Raw genomic sequence first — 17,631 nt, forward strand, 5'->3', positions numbered from 1 at the left:
ACCCAATACAAATATATTATATGTAGTATGAATTCATAATTTCTTCAATTAGTATTAAATAGGGCATTTTAAATATGAATATGTTTGCATCGGCGCGAGCGAAGCGAGCGCCGTTCACCGGCCGGAGTGAGCGAAGCGAACGAAGGCCGGCAGCGTTTTTCCGCAAGTTTTTGCGAGGAGCGGTTCGCGGGCGAAGCCCGCGAACCCGGCGAGTAAAAGGTGCGTGTTAGTCGTCGGCGGGCGCCGCGCCGCCGCTATCGCCGACGTTCGCGTCCGGGACGGTGCCGTCCTCGTTCCAGCCGCGCAGGTCGTAGTAGTTGTCGAGTTCCTCGTCGAGGCCCTCCAGTTCGTAGGGCAGGTCGTCGTCGTCGGCGCGGTCGAAGCCGCGCTTCGAGTTGAAGTGCCGTTCCAGTTCGACGACGCGGCCTCCGACATCCATCAGCTCCTCCCAGGAGGCGTCGAACAGCTGCTCGTAGCGCTCGTGGTCGAAGCTGGAGGACGAGAACTTGCAGAGCACGCCGGAGTCGTGGACGGCGTTCTTGTTCTCCTGTTCGATGAGGCGGTCGGACTTGCCCTCGACGCCTTCCTTGTCGAGCGCGTCGTTGGGCGCGACCAGCGGGTACTCCAGCTGGTACATCTCCCCGTACATGTGGTCGGCGCCGCGGTTCGCGGTGGCGAAGGAGAGCCCCTGGCCGTTCAGCGCGCGGCCGTCGTGGGCGGCGAACTCCATCCCCTTCATCGTCCAGTTCTCGACGCCGAGCTCCTCGTGGCAGCGGTCGATGCCCTCGGCGAGCGTGTCGCCGATGCCCTCGCGGTGGGCGATCTTCCGGACCGTCTCGACCATCAGCTCCTCGTTGCCGAGTTCGCCCTCGCTCTTCAGGTAGGCCGAGACCACGTCGCCACAGGAGATGGTGTCCATCCCGAGCTCGTCACACAGCTCGTTGGCCTCCATGATGGCGACGAAGTCGTCGTTGTCGGCGTTCGAGCCGAACGACATCATCGTCTCGTATTCGGGTCCCTCGGTGACGATGCCGCTCTCCTCGTCCTTGGTGGGGAGCTTGCAGGCGAACGCGCACTGCGAGCAGGTGCCCTTCTTGTACTTGTGCTCCATCACGGCGCCCGACCCGATCTGGTCGAGGTGCTCGAACGACTGGTCCTCGAAGTAGCGGGTGGGGAGCGCGTTCACCGCGTTCGCGTAGTCCGAGACCGACACCGTGCCGGCGTCCTTCATCGGGCTGCCGGAGGTGGAGGCCTCCTTGTGGATCTCCATCCCGAGCTCCTCGTCCAGCTCGATCTCGGGCGGGGAGTCCCCGTCGAAGGTGAGGAACTTCACGTTCTTGCTCCCGAGGACGGCACCGAGGCCGCCCCGACCGAACGCGCGCGACTCGCTGGTGATGATGCCGGCGAACCGGACGCCGTTCTCGCCGGCCGGCCCGACGACGGCCGTGTGGCCCTCGTCGAGCCCGCGGTGCTCCTCGATATGTTCGATGGTCTCGCTCGTCGTGGCGCCCTCGAGGTCGCTCGCGTCCTCGAACTCGACGCTCTCGTCCGTGACGTGGACGCCGACGAGGTCGTCGCTGGCGCCTTTGATCTCGACGGCGGCGTTGCCGGCTGCGGCGAACGGCCGCGACATGTAGCCGCCGGCGTTCGAGGAGAGCAGGCCGTCCGTGAGCGGCGAGAGGCCCGTGCAGGACATCCGGCCCGTAAAGGAGGTCATCGCGGTCTGGAGCGGGCCGGTGGCGAAGACGAGCCTGTTCTCCGGCCCCAGCGGGTCCGCGTCGAACGGGATACGCTCGTGCGCGAGCCGCGTGCCCACGCCGCGCCCGCCGATGAACTGCTCGTTCACCTCGCTGATATCCTCCTCCTGCGTCGTCCGCTCCCCCACGTCGATGCTGAGGAGCGGGCCGCGGTTGTGAATCATCGTCTCACAGGAACGGTGCCACCGGCATAAACGGTGTGCCACGGAGCCCGGGCCGATTGATAGGCCGGGCACGAACCGTTCACAGGAACGGAACGACGTGCCGCCGACGGGTCACTCCCCGGGGTGGCAGAACTCCATCGCCTCACGGACATCGTCGCGGTTCCCGATGAGGGTGATGCGGTCGCCCTTCTCCAGCGTGAAGTCGGCATCGGGGACCCGCGTCTCGCCGTTCCGGGCGACCAGCGCGATGAGCACGCCACCCGGGAGCTCGGGGCCGACCTCGTGGACGGGCCGCCCGACCATCTCGCCGGAGGTGACCTCGATCTCCTGGACGTCGCCCGAGCGGCCGATCTCGCCCATCCAGTTGGCGAGCGCCGGGCGCTCGATGGCGTTGTCCATGGCCTGGGCGGTCGCGACGGCCGAGGAGATGGTCCGCACGCCCAGGTCCTCGAACGCCTCGACGTTGTTCGGGTTGTTGGCCCGGGCCATCACCGTCTCGATGTCGAACTTGCTTTTCGCGAGCTGTGCCGTGAGGAGGTTGGCGTCGTCGTCACCGGTGGCGGCGACGAGGATACGGCAGTTGTCCGCCCCGGCCGACCGGAGAACATCCGTGTCCGTCCCGTCGCCGATGTGGACCGTGTGACCCTGATTGCGGGCCGTCTCGACCGCATCCTCGTCGACCTCCACGATGACGACGTTCTCCCCTCTGTCTTCGAGGCGGTCGGCCAGGGTGCGTCCCACCTGGCCGCCGCCGACTACGATTACACGCATGGGTATCACATCGAGGAACTCCGCGATGTACCGGGCGAGGCCGCCCTCGAACACGACCGTCGCCAGGATGACCAGGAACACCGTCCCGACCAGGAGCGTCGCACCGGAATCCAGCTGTGCCGCCCGCGCGCAGGCTGCCGCCGCCTCCGCCCCGAGGCCCCCCGTCGTACAGACCGTTGCGGCCTCGGCGCCGCCGCCCGCGAGTTCGGCCGCCTCCGCACGCAGCGCCGCCGCCTCCGACTGCAACTCGACCGCGAACAGCGTCGCGACCGAGGCCGGGATGATGCCGCGCGGGCCGACGAACGACATGAAGGCGCGCTCCTCGAAGGTGAAGCGGTCACCCACCGTCGTGAGGAACACGAGCGCCGGGCGGATGACCAGAGCGACCGCCACGACCACGAACACGCCGCCCAGCCCCAGCCGGAGCAGGTCCTCGAACCGCAGCAGCGCCGCGAGGGCGATGAACACGAACGAGAGCACCAGCAGCGTGATGTCGCCCTTGAACTCGGAGATGTCCTCCTCGTAGGGAATGTCGAGGTTCCCGAGGACGATACCGGCGACGGCGACCGCGGCGACGCCGGCCTCGGCGAAGACGAAGTCGGCGGCCGCGAACGCGATCAGCGCGCCCGCAAGCACCAGCAGCCGGGCGTTCTGTGGGGCGTTCCCCGGCGACAGGTCGACGTACCGGAGCGCGTAGTACAGCACGCCGGCGACGATGGTCCCGATGACCATGCCGGTGCCCAGCCGCTCGACGAACAGCTGCAGGAACTCCGCGGGCGTCGACCCGCCCGTGACGATGACCTCGAAGACGACGACAGCGAGGATGGCGGCGGTCACGTCGTTGACGATGCCCTCCGTCTCCAGGGCCGCCTCCACGCGGTCGCGCACGGGGACGACCTCCATGATGGGCGTGATGACCGTCGGCCCGGTCGCGACGAGGAGGGCACCGATGAGGAAGGCGAACTCCCAGGAGGTCTGCGGGAACGCGAATTTGACCGCGCCGGCGGTCCCGAACAGCGCGATGGCCGCGCCTACCGTCACCAGTCGAGTCGTCGCGGCGGGGGTCTCGCGGAACTTCTCCAGCCGGAGATGGAAGGCTCCCTCGAAGACGATGATGGCCACGGAGAGGCCGACGATGGAGGGCAGAGCCCCGGCGAACGTCGACCGCGTGACCAGCCCCAGTCCCTCCGGACCGAGCGCGATGCCCGCGGCGATGAGGAAGATGATGCTGGGAACCTCGAAGCGGTCCGACAGCACCTGTGCGACCACACCGATGCCGATGATGGACGCGACGAGATAGAGCCCAGTGCTCGCTCCGGCTGCCATACGGTCGGGTCGTCTCGCGTCGGTTGCTTAAGTCTCCTGTCTCGGCCTGGATATCAGGGCCTCACTCACCCGCCTCGTCGGCTGCCGTCCGCCGGTCGAGATACCCCAGCACCCCCCGCACGTTCATCGCCGTCTCGGCCGCCGCCTTCCGCTCGCTCCACACCTCGTCCATCTCGGTCCGCTCGACGAAGTGCTCGATGACGGCCTCGTCGTCCGCGAGTTCGACGCGGGCCTCCGCGATGGCCTCGACCCAGTCGGTCAGCACGTCGGCGTACTCCGTGAGCAGGCCGTCAGCGGGCGCGGGGCCGAAGTGGGCGTAACACAGCGTCTCGGGGTCGAGTCGCTGGATGAGGCGTACGTCCTCGATGCACTGCTCGAAGTCGAAGTTCGCCGGCGGCGAGGTCGGCTCGATGGCGTCGAGCTGTGGCACGTAGATTCCCGCGGCGTCCGCGACGAACACGGCGTCAGCTTCGGCGTCGTGGAAGACGTGCTGGTGCGGGGCGTGGCCGGGCGCCTCGTACACGTCGAGTTCCCGGTCGCCGAGGTCGACGGTGTCACCGTCGACGAGCGGCGCCACGCGGCTGTCCGGGACGGGCTCGGGTTCGGTGTAGAACTCGATCTGCTCGCCGACCGCCGCCTTCGTCCCCTGCCACAGCCGCTCGGGATCGATGAGGTGGCGCGCGCCCTGCTCGTGGACCAGGACCTCCGCGTTCGGGCAGGCCTCCGCCAGGAAGCCCGCCCCGCCCGCGTGGTCGAGGTGGACGTGGGTCGGGACGAGCAGTTCGAGGGCCTCGCGGTCGATGTCCAGTTCGTCGAGGGCGTCCAGCAGCAGGTCGTGGTTCGTGCCGATGCCCGTGTCCAGCATCGTCGGGCGCTCGGTGTCGAAGATGTAGACGGCCCCGTACTTCTCGGTGCCGTACATCCCGGTGTCGACGTAGTAGCAGTCGGGAACGTTCTCGACGGGTTCGACGTCGCCGATGGTCATTGGCGCGGATGCGGGTGCGAGCGTCTTAGTTCGGTTGGGTGTGATTCGTTCTCGATGGTGGAACCGTCTCCCGAAGCCCTCGGCCGCTGTTGGTCAGTCGGAGAGTGTGGGCCTCACGCCTCCCCAACCGCCTGCGATGCTCACTCGCTGCGCTCGTTGCGCTTCTCGTCCCTCGCACGTGTAGCGGCGGCTGGACTGACGAGCTCGCACGCACCAGTCGAGCGGCTAGTCGGCCGGCCGGTTCCGAGTCTAGGAAGCGCGCAATCGCCACCCGTGTCGAACCCCGAGGCCCTCGGCCGAGGGGGTGAGACACTCACGGCGATTGCGCGGGGAGGTGTGGGGACCCCGCGCTCCGCTGGAACCGCCGCGCGCCGCTCGACCCGTAACCGTCCCCCTGGCGGAATCGAAGCGCGAGGGCTTCGGAGGTGTCCCCACTGTCGTGGTCGCCGTTGTCGTCAGAGAGTGCGAGGGCTTCGGGGACAGCGCCCCCATCACTAACAGGCCGAATTTCACAATTATGGGTAATATAAAAACAGAATGAAGCTGTTATATCCACTACGTCTTACTCTTCCAGGAAGTCAGGCTCCGTCCGCTTCTCCGCCCGCTCGTCCTCCAGGTGCGACAGGAACGCGTCCAGTTCGATGTCCTGCTCCTCGCGCTCCTTGCGGTCACGGACGGAGATGTTCCCCGCTTCCTCCTCGTTGTCGCCGACGATGACCATGTACGGGAGCCGGTCCTCGTGGGAACCGCGGATCTTCCGGCCGATGGTCTGGTCGCGGTCCTCGACCTCCACCCGGAAACCGGCGTCGTCCAGTTCGTTCTTGACGCGGTGGGCGTAGCCGAGGTTGTCGTCCGAGATGGGGAGGATGCGGACCTGCTCGGGCGCGAGCCAGAGCGGGAACTTCCCGTCGAAGTGCTCGATGAGCACCATGAAGAACCGCTCGTAGGAGCCGTACAGCGCCCGGTGGATCATCACCGGGCGGTGCTCCTCGTTGTCCTCGCCGATGTAGCTCAGGTCGAACCGCTCGGGCATGTTGAAGTCGAGCTGGACCGTCGGGCCGTCCCACTCCCGCCCGAGCGCGTCCTCGAAGCCGAAGTCGATCTTCGGGCCGTAGAACGCCCCGTCGCCGGGCTCGACGTGGTAGTCGAGGCTGGAGTTCTCCAGCACGTCACGGAGCTGTGATTCGGCACGCTCCCAGATCTCGTCGCTCCCGACCGACTTCTCGGGCCGCGTCGCCAGCGCCACCGTGTAGTCGAGGTCGAACGTCTCCAGCACCTCGTTGATGGCGGTCATGATGTTGTCGACCTCCTGCTCGATGTCGTTCGGCCGGCAGAACAGGTGGCCGTCGTCGATGGTGAACGCCCAGACGCGCGAGAGCCCGGAGAGTTCACCGCGTTGCTCCTTCCGGTACACCTTGCCGTCCTCGGCGTAGCGGACGGGCAGGTCCCGGTACGACCACGAGCCCTCCTCGAAGATGGTGGCGTGGCCGGGACAGTTCATCGGCTTCAGCCCGTACTCCTCGTCGTTCACGTCGAGGAGGAACATGTCGTCCCGGTAGTTGTCGTAGTGCCCCGATTTCTTCCACAGCTCCGTGCGGAAGAGGTGGGGCGTCTCGACGTACTCGTAGCCGTAGCGCTCGTTCAGGTCGCGGACGTAGCCCGACAGCTCGTCGAGTACCGTCTTCCCGGCGGGGTGGTACAGCGGCAGGCCCGGCCCCGTCGTGTCCGGAATGGAGAACAGGTCGAGTTCGCTCCCGAGGCGGCGGTGGTCGCGCTTCTTCGCCTCCTCGCGCCGTTCGAGGAACTGCTCGAGGTCCTTCTCGGAGGGGAACGCCGTCCCGTGGACCCGCGTCAGCGTGTCGTTCTCCTCGTCGCCGCGCCAGTACGCCGCCGAGATGTCGAGCAGCTCGAACGCGCCGACCTCGCCCGTACTGTCGACGTGGGGGCCCTGACAGAGGTCCTGCCAGTCGTCCTGGACGTAGAAGGAGACCTCCTCCGCGTCGGCGGCTTCGGTCTCCAGGATCTCGCGCTTGTACTCGTTGTCCTCGTAGACCTCGAACGCCTCCTCGCGGGAGCGCTCGACGCGCTCGATGGCGTAGTCGGCCTCGACGATGTCGGCCATCTCGTCCTCGATGGCCGCGAGGTCGTCCTCGTCGAGGTCGACGTTCGTGATGTCGTAGTAGAAGCCCTGGTCCGTCGGCGGGCCGATGGTGAGCTTGGCCTCGGGGTGCAGGCGCTGGAGCGCCTGCGCGAAGACGTGGGCGGCGGAGTGGCGGAGGACCTGCAGGTACTCGTCGGAGTCCTCCGTGACGATCTCCAGCTTGCAGTCCTCGTGCAGCGGCGTGTGCCGGTCGACCAGCTCGCCGTCGACGACGCCGGCGACTGTGGCCGCCCCGAGTCCCGGTCCGATCTCGTAGGCGACCTCCTCGACCGTGACCCCGTCGTCCAGGTCCAGGACGGACCCGTCGGGGAGCGTGACGGCTACCATACCACGAGGGAGTCGGGAGCGCCGGATAAAGCTTTAGAGACGGCGGGAGGGGTTGGCACACACCCGCAAGCCGGGCATCGCTCGGCCGGGTGCGCTCAGAACAACGTCGACTCGCCACCCTCGGCCATCCGCGCCTCCGCGAAGCGGTCGGCCGCCGCCAGCGGCGTGATGCCCTCCGCCCGCGCCGTCTCGAAGATGGACTCCAGCCGGTCGCGGACGGCCGCCACCCGCTCCAGCGCCTCGGCGGTGCCGCCGCCCTCCATCTCCGTGACGCCCGCGACCAGGCCGCCGGCGTTCACCACGTAATCGGGCGCGTACAGGATGCCGCGCTCGGCCAGCGCGTCGGCGTGCCGGCGCTCGGCGAGCTGGTTGTTCGCCGACCCGCAGACGATGTCGCACTCCAGGCGCGGAATCGTCTCGTCGTCCAGCACGCCCCCGAGCGCGCAGGGCGCGAAGGCGTCGCAGGGCTCCTCGTAGATGGCGTCGGGCGCGACCGACTCGACATCGAACTCTTCCTCGACCGCGGCGACCGCTTCCTCGTCCACGTCGGCGACGACCACGTTCGCCCACTCGTCCACGAGCCGCTCCACGAGCGCCCGTCCGACCTTGCCGACGCCCTGCACCGCGATTCGTCGCCCGTCCAGCGAGTCGTCCCCGTCCTGCTCGGCGAACGACGCCCGCAGTCCGTGAACGACGCCCGCCGCGGTCACGTCCGTCCCCTCGCCGCCGCCCGCGCCGCCGACGTTGCCGGTCGTCTCCTGGATGACCCGCAGGTCCGCCACGTCGATGTTCACGTCCTCGCCGGTGACGAAGCGACCGCCGTAGGTGTCGACCACGCGACCGTACGCCCGCAGGAGGTCGTCGGTCTTCTCCCCGGGGTCACCGACGATGACGGCCTTCCCGCCGCCGAGCGGCAACTCGGCGGCCGCGGTCTTGTACGCCATCGCCTCCGAGAGCCGGAGCGCGTCCGCGAGCGCGTCGGCCTCGTCGTCGTAGTCGAGCATCCGGGTGCCGCCGACGGCCGGGCCGCGCCGGGAGTCGTAGACGGCAACGATACAGCGCAGGCCCGTCGACTCGTCGCGGTAGAAGGCGACGTGCTCGTGACCGGCCTCGTCCATCTCGCGGAGGGTCATGGGAGACGCCACGCACGGTGGTGGCTTAATCGCGGGGGCGGGGGGCGGTCACAACTCGACACTGGCGACCAGTTGGTGCTCGTCGCCGTCGGCCGGCGGCCGCGTGACCGAGACGTTGTCGACGGTGAACTCCCACGCGAACGTCCGCTCTGCGAGGTGGGCGACGACCTCGCCCGCGAGGTCAGCCTCCAGCGAGAGCGCGAGGCCGACGTGCGGGAACCACCGTTCGGGTTCGTAGTAGTCCGTCGGCGCGTCGCCGAGCGGTGCGAGCGCGTCGACGGCATCCCGATGCAGGTCCAGCAGCGCCGGCGACTTCGCCACCGGAACATAGACGTGCGCGCCGGGGAAGACGCCGAGCCCGCTGGTCCGGACGGTGAACGGGTCGTGCTCGGCGGCGACGCGCTCGACCGCGGCCACGACGGCGTCCACGTCGGCGGACTCGGCCAGTCCGTACAGCGTGGCGTGCGGGTACGGGTTGGGGTAGCGGTCGATGCCGAACCGGTCGGCCAACTCGTCCCAGACGGCCTCGACGCGCTCGAAGTACGGTTCGGGGAGGGTCGGCCCGACGATGATGGCCATGGCCGACCGGCACGGCGCGGGCCCAAAAATCCCGCCTCCCGGACCCACCCACAATCGCTTTGCCGCGACCGGCCGACCGGCCCCCATGCGCGTCCTCGACGTCCACGCCGACCACTGCTCGTTCGAGAGGGTCGCCGCACCGCCCGCCGAGGACGCCCCCGACCCCGAGGAGCCGACCCCCGACCCGGCCGACGACACGCTACCGGTTCCGAGCGAGGGGGGCTTCGACGACTGCCTCGTCGCCTTCGTCGCCATAGAGGGCGACGACGCACACGACCCCGACGCCGTCGCGGCCGAGGTTGCCGACCACCTCGCCGACCGGGCCGAGGACCTGCGGCTCTCGCGGCTGCTCGTGTACCCGTGTCCCGCACTCAGCGAGCGAGCGAGCGACAACGAGACGAGCGTGGCGTGCTGTCGGGCGCTCGCGCGGGCGCTCGACGACCGAGGGGACGGCGACGGGGACGGCCTCGACGTGCTCCGGGCGCCCGTCGGCTGGCACCACGCGCTCACGCTGGAGAGCGCTGGCCACCCGTTCGCCGAGTCGGTGAACCGCTTCACGGGCACGGTCGAGGTGAAAGCGGTCGAGTCCGAGTGGACCGTCGTCGTCGACGGCGAGCGCCGTGACCTCGACGCTGTGCGCCCGGACCTGGACGAGCACACGCGCGAGGCGTTCGAGTTGGCGATGGACGGCCCCACCGTCGACCACCGCATCGCGCGAGGTGACCGGGACGGCGGGCACTCCTCGCTCGCCGAGTCCGACGGCCTCGGCGGCCGCCGCCTGCTCCCGGCCGGGCGCCTCGTACAGGACCTCCTGACCGACCGGGTCCACGAGCGCCTGCTCGACGCCGGCGCCGCTCCTGTCGAGACCGCCGTCACGTACGACCCCTCGGACCCGGACACGGCGCGCCTGCTGGGCGCGCTCGGGACGGTCGACGCGTACCCGGAGCGGGGCGCACGGCTCCGGCCATCCGCACGGCTCGGGGCCCTCGCCTTCCTCCGGGACGCCGACCTCCGGCCCGGGGACTGCCCGCTCCGGCTGGCCGAGACCGGCCTCGTCGCCCGGGATGGGGACGCGGCGACCGTCCCGACCGCCCACGCGGTGACGGCCGGCCGCGATACGGCGTGGGAGTCGCTCGCCGAGTTCGCGGCGCTCGTCACGGGCCTGAACCGCGACTGCGGACTTGACGCGGTGCCGGTCTGTCACGCCGGCGAGGCCGTTCCACCGGCCCGCCTCGACGACCTCGCCGCGGCGCTCGACCGCCCGCTGCTGGTCCACCGCTTCGCGGACGAGGCGGCCGCCGCATCCGGAACCGTCCGCCTCGAGTTCCACGACCGCCGGCGCGACCCGGGCGACGTACCCCACGTCCGACTGAGCCCCGGGCTCGCGGAGCGGGCGGGAATCGCGTTCGACCGAGCCGGGGGCGAGCCAGAGGACGGCCACGACCACCCGGTCATCGTCGACTGCGAGCCGCTCGGGAGTCTCGATATCGCGCACACGACGCTCTGGGAATCGCCGCCGGCCTGGCTCGCCCCGACACAGGTCCGGTTCGTCACGGTCGCCGCCGACCACCGCGACCGGGCGACGGCGCTGGCGAGCGAGGTGACCGAGGCCGGCCTCCGCGCCGACGTGGACGACCGCCCCGAGCCCGTCGACGAGCGGCTCGACCGGGCCGAGCGCGACCGGGTGCCGTTCGTGGTCGTGGTCGGGAACCGTGAGGCGACGGTCGACGAGCCGCCGCTGAAGGTCTGGGACCGTCGGGCGGGGACCGAGCGTGCGCTGTCGGTCGAAGCGCTCGTGGCCCGCGTCGAGAACGCGGTCGATGGGGCCCCTCGACGGGAGCGGTACCTGCCGTTTCTCGTCGCGGACGGGCCGCTCAGAGGAACGGAACGAGCGAACCGGGAGGGATAGGGTCGGCTCCGCGGCCGTCAGTGCGCGGCGAGTCGCTTCCCGGACGGAACCACCGCATCGAGCAGGTGTTCGACGGTGACGAGGTCGTCGCCGACCCGGACCGGCGCGACCCCGACGAGGTCGTCGCCACGGGTGGTCGCCAGGGCCACCGTCGGGAGCGAGAGCAACCGGCACTCCCGGTCGGTGAACGCACAGGCCGTCTCGTGGGTCTCGAAGCCGACCAGTCCGGCCCCGTTACGGGCGGCCCAGTCGCGGAAGTCGGCGACCTCCTAGAGGATGAACCGGCCCGACGGTGCCTCGGCAAGGGGGCCCTCCAGCCCGACCGCATCGCCCCAGATGTGGACGGTCGTATCGATGGGCTCGGCGAGGTCGTCCAGTCGGGCGACGAGTTCCTCGACGCGCCCGCCGTCACCGTCGGGCGAGAGCGAGCGGACGAACAGGTGGACAGCTGTCACCGCCGTGCGGTCGGTACCGGACGCCTGGCTCGAGGAGAGGTTCATGTGATACAGTACCAAAGGCGGTAGCTTAACCGTTTCTTCCGTGTTCGACACCGACCCACACGGGGTGGTGGGAGAGCCCGCTACCCACCACCCAGCGGCGTTCGGGGGCGCTGTCCCTGGCGAGGGATGGCGCCTACAGCTCCTCGCTGGAGGATAGCGGCCCGCCGAGGCGGTCGGCGGCCTCGTCCTCCAGTTTGTAGCGCTGGACCTTCCGGGTGCCCGAGCGCGGGAGTTCGTCGACGAAGAACACCCGCCGGGGGTGGGCGTACGTGGGGACGCGGTCGAGCGCGAACTCGCGGAGCGCGCGCTCCGTTATCTCCTCGGGGTCCGCGTCGTTCGCGAGGACGACGAACGCGACCGGGGCCTGCCCCTTCACCTCGTGGTCGGCGCCCACGACCGCGGCCTCGGCGACGGCGGGGTGGTCGAACAGCGCGTTCTCGACCTCCGCGGGGTAGACGTTCTCCCCGCCGACGATTATCATGTCGTCGGCGCGGTCGACCATCCAGAGGAAGCGGTCCTCGTCGACGCGCGCGATGTCGTCCGTGTAGAACCAGCCCTCGTCGTCGAACACCTGCTCGTTCTTCTCGGGCAGGTTGTGGTAGCCCTCGAACACCTGTGGTCCACGGACCGCCATCTCGCCGGTGTAGGACTCCTCGTCATCGAAGTCGACGTGCTCCTCGATATCGACGGGCGCCTGCGGGTCGAGCCATTCGGCCTCGACGCGGGTCTCGCCGGTCACCGGGTCGACCAGTTTGAGTTCGATGTCCGGGCTCGGCCGGCCGATGCAGCCGGCACCCTTGATGACGCCCCGGACGGAGTTCGTCGTACCCGCGGGCGTGGTCTCGGTCATCCCCCAGCCCTCGATGAGCTGCGCGCCGAACATCTCCTCGACGCGGTCGCGGGTGTCGTCCGCGAGCGGCGCGGCCCCCGACCCCACGGTCTCGATGCTGGAGAGGTCGTACGCCTCCGGGTTGGACTCGTACTCGTTGAGCATCTCGATGAAGATGGCCGGGATGCCCGCGAACTGGGTCACGTCCTCGTCGTCGATGGCGCCCAGCAGCGCCGACGCGACGGGCAGGGTCTTGAGCACGATGTCGATACCGTTGTAGAGCCCGTTGATGAGGACGACGCTCAGCCCGTACATGTGGAACAGCGGCAGCACGAGCAGCGTCGTGTCCTCCTCCGGGTCGCCCGCGCCCGTCTCCGTGTACGACTGGGCCGTCGAGATGACGTTCCGGTGTGTCGTCAGGACGCCCTTCGGGTCGCCCGTCGTCCCGGAGGTGTAGCACTGCAGGCAGACGTCCTCGAAGTCGCGTTCGGGCCGGTCGAACTCGTCGCTCGCGGAGTCGACGTGTTCGTCGTAGTTCAGCAGCCCGGCGTCCTCGTTGCCGCCGGGGATGAGCGTCGTCTCGACGTGCGCGGAGAGGTCCTTCACGACCGACGGGAACACCTCCGAGCCCACCAGTACGTCGACGCCGGCGTCGTCGAGGATGTACTCCAGCCGGCCCTTGTCCATCCGGTGGTTGAGCGGCACCGCGACGGCGCCCGTGCGGACGATGCCGAAGAACGTCTCCGGGAACTGCAGCGAGTTGGCGACGTACATCGCCACGCGGTCGCCCGGCTCGACGCCCAGCTCCACTAACGCCGACGCCACCTGGTCGGCTCGCCGGTCGAGGTCGGCGTAGGAGTACTCCTCCCCGCGGTACTCCAGTGCCCGTTTCTCGCCGTATCGGTCGGCCCCCATCGCCGGAATCGCTCCGACGTGGCGAAGCGGCTCCTGCTGGTGGTACTTCATGTGCCACGGTGACGCGGAGCCCCCCGACTAAACTCTGACCCCTGTTCTGCCGGTGCCGTTTTAACCAACGGCCATCGCACCGGCTACTCCCGCACGTAGCCGACGCTCTCGTCGAGTTCGACGCGACTCCGGGCGAACCGGCCCGTACCCCGTGCGATCTCGTTGCCCTCGCCGTCCTCGGCGATGGCGCTCGCGAGCAGCTGGTTCGGGTTCGCGTTCACGACGACCCCCTCGGCGCGGACGGTCCCCTCGCTCACCGGGCGTTCGAAGTGGACATCGAAGCCCGTCGTCAGGACGAACACGTCCTCGACGAGCGAGTTGACGGCGAAGAAGGCGGCGTCGTCGAGCGCCTTGAAGTAGTACGAGCCGTGCATCCCGCCGGCCGCGTGGTGGGTGGACTCGTCCACGTCGAACTCGAGCGTCGCCTCGGCCGTATCGATGCTGAGCGTGGGGTCGAGGCGGTCGTTGCAGGGGGCCTGGTGGTACATCTCCTCGAGTGCGCGGAAGTGGGCCGGGTCGGGGCCGCTCGTGTCGTCTTCGTCGGTCATACCGTGTCGGGTGGCGGGCGCGGGGAAAACGGTGCCGGGACCGGGGCGATGGCACGGGTGGGATTGCTGCGAACTTCTCGCGTCCCCTCCCTGTGACGACCTGACCGACGACGAAGCCGGATAGAAAGCCCCCGCCCGCTCGACCGCCCGGGAGTCGCTGTGCTCCTCACGTCGCTCCCTTCGGTCGCTCGTTGCGGTGCTTGCTTCCTCCGGGGCGGGTCGAGGCGGGCGGCCCCTTTCAGTCCCGCCCTGTTGCCCGCCGCACCGAGCGTTCGCGCGTAGTGGTTCCAGCGGAGTGCTAGTGTCCCCACACCTCCCCGCGCGGGCGCCGCGAGTGTTCCGACACGCTCGCTCCGCTCGCGGTCTCCACGGGGATGGCGCCCGCGCGCTTCCTGGTCCCGGAACCAGCCCGCCGACCAACCGCTCTTCGGCCGGGAGCGCGTGGTGAGGCCCTCGCGGCCGAACCCGCGCGACCCGGGGAAGGGCAGGGCCACAGCGCCCGTGGAACAGCCGAATCCTGGCGGACTCGAAGGGCGAGCGCTCTCGACCCATCCCGGACGACGCAAGCACCGCAGCGACCGAAGGGAGCGAGGAGCGCAGCGAGTCCCGGATGGTCGAGAGCGTGAGGGCTTCGTAGGTGGCTCCGTTGGAGTCGCCGTCACCGTGAGAGAGCGTGAGGGCTTCGTAGGTGGCTCCGTTGTAGTCGCTGTCACCGTGAGAGAGCGCGAGGGCTTCGTAGGTGGCTCCGTTGTCGTGATCGTCGGGGCGGGCCTGTGCCAGTTCGTCGGGCCGGTCGTGCTCCAGTGCCACCCCGCCACAGGCCCGCAAACTGCCCCGGCAAGGACAACGATTTTGAACGCCACCGACCCAGAGAGCACATGTTGATTACCATCTCCGGCCCCGCGGGCAGTGGGAAATCCACTGCCGCGGCCGGACTCGCCGAGGCGCTCGGCTACGAGCACGTCAGCGGGGGTGACATCTTCCGGGCGCTGGCCGACGAGCGCGGGATGACGCCGCTCGAGCTGAACCGGGCGGCCGAGGAGGACGACGCCATCGACCGCGATCTGGACCGCCGGCTCCGCGAGACCGCCAGCGAGCGCGACGACCTCGTCCTCGAGTCGCGGCTCGCGGGCTGGATGGCGGGCGAACACGCCGATTTCAAGATGTGGCTGAACGCGCCGCTCGCGGTCCGGGCCCAGCGCATCGCCGAGCGCGAGGACAAGGCCGTCGACCGCGCCCGCGAGGAGACCCGCGCCCGCGCCGAGTCCGAAGCCTCGCGCTACCGGGAGTACTACGGCATCGACATCGAGGACCTCTCCATCTACGACCTCGTGCTGAACACCTCCCGGCTCGACCCCGACGGCGTCGTCGGCGCGCTCCGCGCCGTCGTCGAGGCGTACACGCCCGAGGGCGACGAGGGGAAGACCCCCGTCGAGGGCATCCGCTACGAGTTCTGAGATGGACGACGCCGACGCGACCGTCGACATCGACCTCCGGCCCGCGCCCGACGAGCGGTCGGTCCCGGAACTGCTCGCGTTCGGCGTCTGCAACCTCGACAAGCCGCCCGGCCCCTCCGCCCACCAGGTCGCGGCGTGGACGCGCGACCTCGCCGACGACGCGCTCGCGGCCGCGGACGCCGACACGCACGTCGACCGCGCGGCCCACGCGGGCACGCTCGACCCGAAGGTGACGGGCTGCCTGCCGCTCATGCTCGGCGACGCCACCCGCCTCGCACAGGCGTTCGACGACGCCGACAAGGAGTACGTCACCGTCCTCGAACTCCACCGCCCGGCCCCGGCAGACCTCGAGGGGACCGTCGCCGAGTTCGAGGGGCCGCTGCTCCAGAAGCCGCCGCGGAAATCGGCCGTGAGCCGGCGGCTCCGAACGCGGACGGTCCACGAACTCGACCTCCTCGAACGCGAGGACCGGCGCGCACTGTTGCGCATCGAGTGCGAGGCCGGCACCTACGTCCGGAAGCTCTGTCACGACCTCGGACTGGCGCTGGGGACGGGCGCGAACATGGGCGACCTCCGCCGGACCGCCACCGGCACCTTCGACGACACCGACCTCGTCACGCTCCACGACTACGTCGACGCGCTGGCGGTCTGGCGCGAGGACGGCCACGAGGGCCCCATCCGCGAGGTCGTCCAGCCGGCCGAGCGGACGCTCCGGCACCTCCCGCGCGTGACGGTCGCGCCCAGTGCCGCCCAGCAGGTGGCCACCGGCGCGCCCGTCTACGCACCCGGCGTGCTGGGCATCGATCCGCCCGCGGAGGGCCCGGATGCCGGCGAGATGCCCGCGCCCGGCGACGGCGAGGACGCGCCGCTCGTGGCCGGCTACGTCCCGAGCGGCACGGCCGTCTGCCTCGGCCGACTCGTGGGGGCCCCCGACGCAGAGCGTGGCGTCGTGGTCGACCTCGAACGCGTACTCGTGTGATTCTCTGTCGGATACCGAGTTTCGTCGCGAGATAGGGATGTTCGCGATGGCTGCTCGAAGTATCCGGATTATCTCTTCAGTCGTCGGCGGGTGCCTCCACCTCGCCCCCCTGCATCTCCACGTCGATACCGCCCAGCAGCTGCTGGTGGGGGTACGGCATGTCGATCTCCTCGGCGTCACAGCGCTCCTTGACCGCCTGGACGTACTCCGAGCGGACCTTCGCCCAGTCCGAGCGCGAGGGACTGTCGATCCAGAACCGCGACTGGATGCCGACGTACGAGTCCGCGAGTTCGGTCACGCGCGTCGAGGGCGCGGGCTCGTCGAGGATATCGTCGTGGCGCTCGGCCTCCTCGATGATGACGTCCTGCGCGTGGTCGAGGTCATCCCCGTAGCCGACACCGAACGTGAACGGGACGCGGAGCTTGTCCTTCGCGACGGGGTTGGTGATGGCCGTGTTCGCGAGCTCGGAGTTGGGGACCGTCACGAGTTCGTTGTTGAACGTCCGCACGCGCGAGACGCGGAAGCTGATGTCCTCGATGATGCCCTTCTCGTCGTTCCACTCGACCCAGTCACCGATGCGGACCTTCGGGTCCGCGATGAGGAACACGCCGGCGACGAGGTTGCCGATGACGTCCTGCGAGGCGAAGCCGATGGCCAGCGTCAGCGCCGCGGCGATGGTCGCCAGCGACGTGAGCAGGTCGCCGAACCCGGCGATTGCGAACCCGACCGCGACGGCCACGAAGACGACCGCCGCGAGCGTCAGCTTCCGGGCCGGCTTCGCCAGCGTCGGCTGCACGTTGCGGGCCTTCAGCAGGCGCGTGACGACGGGGACGACGACGATGCGCCCGAGCAGGTAGAACACCACGACCGTCGCGACGAAGACGAGCAGGTCGCCGGCGAACGCGACCCCGCCCGCGATCAGGTTGTTGAACAGCGTGTCGATGCGTTGGCCCAGTGTCTGCAGCGGCAGGACAGGGAGCATACGGGCCGGCGAACTCGGCGCGGGGCCGTAATGGTAGTGGCCCCGGCGACCGAAACGACACGCTCTTTACCCGGACCCGCATTTCCTCGGATGCAAGGGACCGTGGGGTAGTGGTATCCTCTGCGGATGGGGTCCGTAGGACCCGAGTTCAATTCTCGGCGGTCCCGTTCTCTCCGTTGTAGAGACGAGTCCACGAGAGACGCAGTCTCTCGGCGGTCCCGTTCTCTCACCTCGGACCGACGGTGCTCGTCGCTGCGC

At 69.5% G+C, this 17,631-nt stretch carries 12 protein-coding genes, 1 tRNA gene and 1 pseudogene; 4 read left to right on the plus strand and 10 right to left on the minus strand.

All coding sequences use genetic code 11. The features are described from left to right. Positions 1–226: 226 nt before the first annotated feature. The 6 genes from NL114_RS04890 to NL114_RS04915 form a co-directional block, all read right to left on the minus strand. A complete protein-coding gene (locus NL114_RS04890; RefSeq protein WP_254823678.1) occupies positions 227–1,921 on the minus strand; it encodes an aldehyde ferredoxin oxidoreductase family protein in 1,695 nt (564 codons plus the stop codon). Between the two features lie 111 nt (positions 1,922–2,032). Beyond that, positions 2,033–4,018, minus strand: a complete 1,986-nt coding sequence (locus NL114_RS04895) for an NAD-binding protein (RefSeq protein ID WP_254823679.1) — start codon at positions 4,016–4,018, stop codon at positions 2,033–2,035. A 61-nt stretch (positions 4,019–4,079) separates the two neighbouring features. Further along, entirely contained in the window at positions 4,080–5,003 is a 924-nt protein-coding gene (locus tag NL114_RS04900) for an MBL fold metallo-hydrolase (RefSeq protein ID WP_254823680.1), read from the minus strand. A 562-nt stretch (positions 5,004–5,565) separates the two neighbouring features. Further along, positions 5,566–7,491: a threonine--tRNA ligase gene (gene thrS, locus NL114_RS04905; protein ID WP_254823681.1), complete on the minus strand. Its 1,926-nt coding sequence runs from the start codon at positions 7,489–7,491 to the stop codon at positions 5,566–5,568. Between the two features lie 95 nt (positions 7,492–7,586). After that, a complete protein-coding gene (locus NL114_RS04910; protein WP_254823682.1) occupies positions 7,587–8,624 on the minus strand; it encodes a Glu/Leu/Phe/Val dehydrogenase family protein in 1,038 nt (345 codons plus the stop codon). A 48-nt stretch (positions 8,625–8,672) separates the two neighbouring features. Continuing rightward, a complete protein-coding gene (locus NL114_RS04915; protein WP_254823683.1) occupies positions 8,673–9,203 on the minus strand; it encodes a 2'-5' RNA ligase family protein in 531 nt (176 codons plus the stop codon). Between the two features lie 85 nt (positions 9,204–9,288). On the opposite strand from NL114_RS04915, the gene NL114_RS04920 reads away from it, so the two are divergent. Next, positions 9,289–11,112: a threonyl-tRNA synthetase editing domain-containing protein gene (locus tag NL114_RS04920; RefSeq protein ID WP_254823684.1), complete on the plus strand. Its 1,824-nt coding sequence runs from the start codon at positions 9,289–9,291 to the stop codon at positions 11,110–11,112. 17 nt (positions 11,113–11,129) lie between these two features. On the opposite strand, the pseudogene NL114_RS21730 reads toward NL114_RS04920, so the two are convergent. The 3 genes and pseudogenes from NL114_RS21730 to NL114_RS04940 form a co-directional block, all read right to left on the minus strand. Next, a pseudogene (locus NL114_RS21730) lies at positions 11,130–11,612 on the minus strand (HTH domain-containing protein). A 133-nt stretch (positions 11,613–11,745) separates the two neighbouring features. Further along, a complete protein-coding gene (locus NL114_RS04935) occupies positions 11,746–13,407 on the minus strand; it encodes a class I adenylate-forming enzyme family protein (RefSeq protein WP_254823687.1) in 1,662 nt (553 codons plus the stop codon). A gap of 83 nt (positions 13,408–13,490) precedes the next feature. After that, positions 13,491–13,955, minus strand: a complete 465-nt coding sequence (locus NL114_RS04940; protein ID WP_254823688.1) for a PaaI family thioesterase — start codon at positions 13,953–13,955, stop codon at positions 13,491–13,493. A gap of 878 nt (positions 13,956–14,833) precedes the next feature. Between NL114_RS04940 and cmk the strand changes: the two genes are divergently transcribed. After that, on the plus strand, positions 14,834–15,412 hold the full coding sequence (gene cmk, locus NL114_RS04945) for a (d)CMP kinase (protein ID WP_254823689.1): 579 nt from the start codon (positions 14,834–14,836) through the stop codon (positions 15,410–15,412). A 1-nt stretch (position 15,413) separates the two neighbouring features. Next, positions 15,414–16,391 (plus strand): RNA-guided pseudouridylation complex pseudouridine synthase subunit Cbf5, encoded by a 978-nt coding sequence (locus tag NL114_RS04950; RefSeq protein ID WP_286671098.1) that lies wholly within the window; start codon positions 15,414–15,416, stop codon positions 16,389–16,391. Between the two features lie 76 nt (positions 16,392–16,467). Here the strand turns inward: NL114_RS04950 and NL114_RS04955 are convergent, their stop codons facing one another. Beyond that, positions 16,468–17,373, minus strand: a complete 906-nt coding sequence (locus tag NL114_RS04955; protein ID WP_254823690.1) for a mechanosensitive ion channel family protein — start codon at positions 17,371–17,373, stop codon at positions 16,468–16,470. A 96-nt stretch (positions 17,374–17,469) separates the two neighbouring features. On the opposite strand from NL114_RS04955, the gene NL114_RS04960 reads away from it, so the two are divergent. Further along, positions 17,470–17,540 (plus strand) — tRNA-Pro (locus NL114_RS04960). Positions 17,541–17,631 lie beyond the last annotated feature (91 nt).

Origin of the sequence: Haloglomus halophilum, assembly GCF_024298885.1 — an archaeon.
GTDB classification, from domain to species: domain Archaea; phylum Halobacteriota; class Halobacteria; order Halobacteriales; family Haloarculaceae; genus Haloglomus; species Haloglomus halophilum.

What these genes read in the sequence shown, in the direction of transcription:
- NL114_RS04890 (WP_254823678.1), bottom strand. Translation starts at nt 1,921, where the DNA reads ATGATTCACAACCGCGGCCCGCTCCTCAGCATCGACGTGGGGGAGCGG.
- NL114_RS04895 (WP_254823679.1), bottom strand. Translation starts at nt 4,018, where the DNA reads ATGGCAGCCGGAGCGAGCACTGGGCTCTATCTCGTCGCGTCCATCATC.
- NL114_RS04900 (WP_254823680.1), bottom strand. Translation starts at nt 5,003, where the DNA reads ATGACCATCGGCGACGTCGAACCCGTCGAGAACGTTCCCGACTGCTAC.
- thrS (WP_254823681.1), bottom strand. Translation starts at nt 7,491, where the DNA reads ATGGTAGCCGTCACGCTCCCCGACGGGTCCGTCCTGGACCTGGACGAC.
- NL114_RS04910 (WP_254823682.1), bottom strand. Translation starts at nt 8,624, where the DNA reads ATGACCCTCCGCGAGATGGACGAGGCCGGTCACGAGCACGTCGCCTTC.
- NL114_RS04915 (WP_254823683.1), bottom strand. Translation starts at nt 9,203, where the DNA reads ATGGCCATCATCGTCGGGCCGACCCTCCCCGAACCGTACTTCGAGCGC.
- NL114_RS04920 (WP_254823684.1), top strand. Translation starts at nt 9,289, where the DNA reads ATGCGCGTCCTCGACGTCCACGCCGACCACTGCTCGTTCGAGAGGGTC.
- NL114_RS04935 (WP_254823687.1), bottom strand. Translation starts at nt 13,407, where the DNA reads ATGAAGTACCACCAGCAGGAGCCGCTTCGCCACGTCGGAGCGATTCCG.
- NL114_RS04940 (WP_254823688.1), bottom strand. Translation starts at nt 13,955, where the DNA reads ATGACCGACGAAGACGACACGAGCGGCCCCGACCCGGCCCACTTCCGC.
- cmk (WP_254823689.1), top strand. Translation starts at nt 14,834, where the DNA reads ATGTTGATTACCATCTCCGGCCCCGCGGGCAGTGGGAAATCCACTGCC.
- NL114_RS04950 (WP_286671098.1), top strand. Translation starts at nt 15,414, where the DNA reads ATGGACGACGCCGACGCGACCGTCGACATCGACCTCCGGCCCGCGCCC.
- NL114_RS04955 (WP_254823690.1), bottom strand. Translation starts at nt 17,373, where the DNA reads ATGCTCCCTGTCCTGCCGCTGCAGACACTGGGCCAACGCATCGACACG.